This is a genomic window from Streptomyces xingningensis (assembly GCF_054957865.1).
On the sequence record NZ_JBDJPF010000138.1, the window covers coordinates 1 to 3,902 of the forward strand.

Sequence of the window (3,902 nt, forward strand, 5' to 3'; positions counted from 1 at the left end):
TTCTCTGAACTAACTGAATAGCTGGGCCAGTTGGCCGAGATAGATGGCACTTCACCTTGGGTGAGGTGCTTTTTTGATGCCTGGCGCGTGTCGGGGTATCAGGATGGCTCCCGGTCTGGTCCTGGTGTGGTGAGTGTGTGCGAGACGATGCGGCTGAGGTCGGGCATGCCGAGGTGGACGGTAGGGCGGCTGTCGAGCTGGGCGAGCTTGGCCTCGGCGCCGGCGAGGCTGACTTTGAGTCCTTCGACTTCGCCGAACCACCCTTCGCGTTCGGCTTCGGCGATGCGGGCGATGAGGTTGTCGCGGATCTCGACGAGGCGCGGCCGTTGTGCGGGGTCGGGCCGGAGCATGGAACACCGGACGCAGGCGTGTTCGTGGATGCAGGGGGTGCCGAAGGCGCGTCCGCAGGTGCCGAGGGAGACCTTGCGGCGCTCGAAGTGGCCCAGGAACTCCTCCCACTCCTCGTCGGTCGGAGTGCGGTACTCCTCCCCGGGCCGGATGGCCCGCCGCCGTGCGATGAACGCCCGGTGCTGTTCGATCGATTCCATGGGGTAGACAGCCTTGTAGCCCATGGTGGTGTTGATGTCGCGGTGTCCGCAGATGACTTGGGCGATATGGGGCGGCAGGCCGTTCATGATCAGGTCGGTGACGAACATCCTGCGGAAGTCGTGCGGGGTGAGCCGGAGCGGCTGGCCGTCCGGTCCGGTGAGACCGGCTGCAGTCAGTGCTTCGTTGATCACGTGCCGGATGCGCGGCGGAGTGACCGGCCGGTGCTCGGTGGCGTGCGTGTACTGGAACAGCAGCGGCATCGGCGGGTCCCAGACCTTCTCGTGGTAGTCGTAGATGGCCACGAGAGGAATGGCGCCGTCCTGGCCGCGGACGCGGCAGACGATAGCACTGAGCACGTCGGCGAGTTCCGGGCTGATCAGCAGAAGCCGCTCACTGTCGGTCTTCGAGGGAGCGATCTGCAGGAGCGGGACAAGCTCGCCGGTGGTCGGCAGCCGGTACTGGACGAAGCTGTGGTGACTGAGTTCGCTGAGTTCCTCGATCCGGACTCCGGTGTGCCGCAGCACCTCGATGGCCGCCCAGGCCCAGAACGCGGCGTGCTCCTCGAGACTGAGGTTGCGCACGTGACCGGTGGAGAGCTCCTTGGCCCAGATCTTGTTGGTGTCCTTGCGCACGGTGACCGGTCGCACATACTCGACGTTGGCGACGGTGAACGTCTCGCCGGGCTTGACCTGCTGTGCTGCCTGCAGCAGATCCTCAGCGGCCTTGCGGTGCCGCTCGGCGATCTCCACGATGACTGGCAGCAAGGGAAGCCGCTGGCGGGTGCGCTGGTCCATCTTGGCCTTGACCCGCCGGGCCTTCTTCTTCTGGCTGATCTCGTGCGAGCGGACGGGGCAGGGAGCGACCCACGGTCCCCAGCGGGCGGGTTCTTCGGCCGCCCACTGGGCGATGTCCAGGTAGAAGGCCCGGACGACGGTCATGGCGTACTCGGTGTTCTCCCGCTGGGCCTCGACAACGGTCTCGGTGCCATCGGGCGCCTTCACCGTGCGTTTCTTGACCTGGAGGCGCTGCTTCCAGGCGGCGGCTGCATCGGGCGTGAGGTGAAGCGAGCCGATCCCCGGATGGTGCACTTCCAAGTCGCGCCAGAACAGCCTGACCAGCTGGAACGAGATCTGCGTCAGCGTGGTGTAGTCGACAGTGGGACGTCGTTCCCGCAAGTAGTCGACCAGCACGTCGCGGACCGGGCGGCACTCCACCCCGTATCGGTCGACGAGTTCCTCGCAGCTCCGCTGTCCTTTGGCCATCCGGAAGACGCGGGGCGTGTGCGGGGCGTCTTCAGGGAAGTTCCCTGCGGCCCGGAGCAGTTGGTAGAAGAGGATCTTGCCTTGGCCGCCCCGGCGGTGAACGATTTCCTGGACATCGAGGAGTTCGGCACAGTCGCCGACGACGATGTCCGCGACCTTGCCGCCCTTGGCGGCCAGCAGCGCGGCAATCCGCGTGAGCGCGGTGCCCTCGGCGAACTTCCGGGGCGGCGGCGTGTATTCGCGCAGCAAAGTGCGCAGTCGGGCGAAGCCGTCCGGGTCGCGGAGTTCCTCCATCGTCGGCACCAGGTACTGGCCGGTGCGGGTGAGCATCCAGGCCAGGCCGGGGCGGATCACGTCGCCGCAGATCAGCCTCAGGAGTCCGGTGCCCATGTCCTTGTGCCAGTGGTCCGCGGTCCGTCCTGTGGCCTGCAAGTACGGGTCGGCCAGGGACTTCCATGCCTGGTGCCCTGGGTGGCCCTCGGCGTCGCTCGACTGCCACCGTTCCTGCCACGTGGATCCGGAGCAAGTCGACAGCCAGCCGAGGACCGATGTCAGACCACGCAGCGTCGACGGCAGCGTGCACTTGCTGACCCCGGCGGCCAAGTGGTCAACAAGGCTGTCAGCATCGAGGTGTGTCGTCGTCCAGCTCGCCGCGGCAGGCCGTGGAGGAAAGCGGCGGCGCCATTCGGCCTGGTTGTCGACCCGGTCAGGCTGGCCGTACTGGCCAGGGATGACGGAGGCGGGTTCGATCCGGCGCTTGAGATGGGATCCGTAAGTTCTCATGCCGGCCGGGCTCCGAACAGCACATCCAGACTCTCCGGCCGGTAGCCAGGGGCCGGCGGCGGGGTGGCTCGTGCGGCGCGGTTGGCCTCCTGCCGTGCATGGTGTGCCAGGAGGTTCTCGATCACCTCGTCCCCCGTCGGCGTCATATAAATCTGAGTCGTGGTCAGGCTCGCGTGTCCCATAACCCACTGGACGTCGACGAGCGGGATCTTGGGGTCCCTCGACATGCGGTAGGCCGCGGTGTGACGCAGGTCGTGCAGGGTCCAGTTCGCTCCCAAGTCCGCGTTCACACGCTCGAACATGCGGTGAGCGGCGTGATAGGCCAGCGGCCGGAACGGACGCCGCAGCGTCCACCACAGCGGCTTCGCTCGCCCCTTGGGCAGCAGCCCCCGCATCTCGGCCTGGTAGAGACGCAACCAGACGAAGGCATCCGGCGAAGCAGGCAGGGGTTGCACCGCGCTGGTGCCCTTACGGACGACGCTGATCAGCTGCTGTCCCGGGTCGGCATCGCAGAACCGGGCTCCCAGCAGTTCGGACGCGCGAGCACCAGTGGACACCCAGAACGCCACCAGAGCACGGTCCCGGTTCGAGCCGAGGGCTGCAAAGATCTTGTTGAAGTGTCCATCGGGAATCATCCGGGGGATGCGCTTGGGCACCTTGGGCCGGTAGCGGCCCTGACGCTCATTGCGGAACGGCTCCATCGGGTTGTGATGGGCGTTCGCTCGCTCCGCCTGCCGGGCCCGGACCAGCGGAAACGGGTTGATCAGCGGACCAGTGCCCATCTCCTGATGGAAGTTGTAGAAGGTCCGCAGCACTGTTTCGGTATGCGCCCGCGTTGACGGCTGGTACCTCCGGCCGGGCACCGGCTTGCCCGTGACCGCGTTCACCGCCGGGGCGGAACGACGCGCGGCCCGCCCGGATCGGGGCTTGTCCGTCAGCTGCAGCCAGCGCATGAAATCCCGGGCCTCGATGCGGGTCGCCCGGTTCCAGCCGACCCCGACGGCAGCGAGGAACCGCCACCACCGCAGCAGCCCGTTGCCGTACGCGTACACCGTCGAGACCGACCGATGGCAGGCCAGCAGATCCTTGAAGAACTCGGCCACCGGCTCCACCACGACACCGGACGCATCAACGAGCCGGTACGGCTCCCACTCGTCCCCCGTCTTCACCAGCTTGCCGACCTGGGGAACGACCAACGCCGACAGATCACGTACAGGCACATCAGGTTCACTCACGACCGTCCAACGCCGGAACCGTGGAAACGTCACTGACCTGCGAAAAGACGCCAACTAGTTCAGTTAACGTGGC

2 protein-coding genes are annotated in these 3,902 nt (G+C 66.7%); both read right to left on the minus strand.

Going from position 1 to position 3,902, the window contains the following annotated elements:
* Nucleotides 1-98: 98 nt before the first annotated feature.
* Nucleotides 99-2,594 (minus strand): tyrosine-type recombinase/integrase, encoded by a 2,496-nt coding sequence (locus ABCR83_RS32375; RefSeq protein WP_462698837.1) that lies wholly within the window; start codon nucleotides 2,592-2,594, stop codon nucleotides 99-101.
* On the minus strand, nucleotides 2,591-3,814 hold the full coding sequence (locus ABCR83_RS32380) for a tyrosine-type recombinase/integrase (RefSeq protein ID WP_462698838.1): 1,224 nt from the start codon (nucleotides 3,812-3,814) through the stop codon (nucleotides 2,591-2,593). The genes ABCR83_RS32375 and ABCR83_RS32380 overlap by 4 nt, the downstream gene beginning before the upstream one ends.
* Nucleotides 3,815-3,902: the final 88 nt, after the last annotated feature.

Bases quoted from the DNA above. Each gene is read 5' to 3' on its own strand.
- ABCR83_RS32375 (WP_462698837.1), bottom strand. From the start codon at position 2,594: ATGAGAACTTACGGATCCCATCTCAAGCGCCGGATCGAACCCGCCTCC.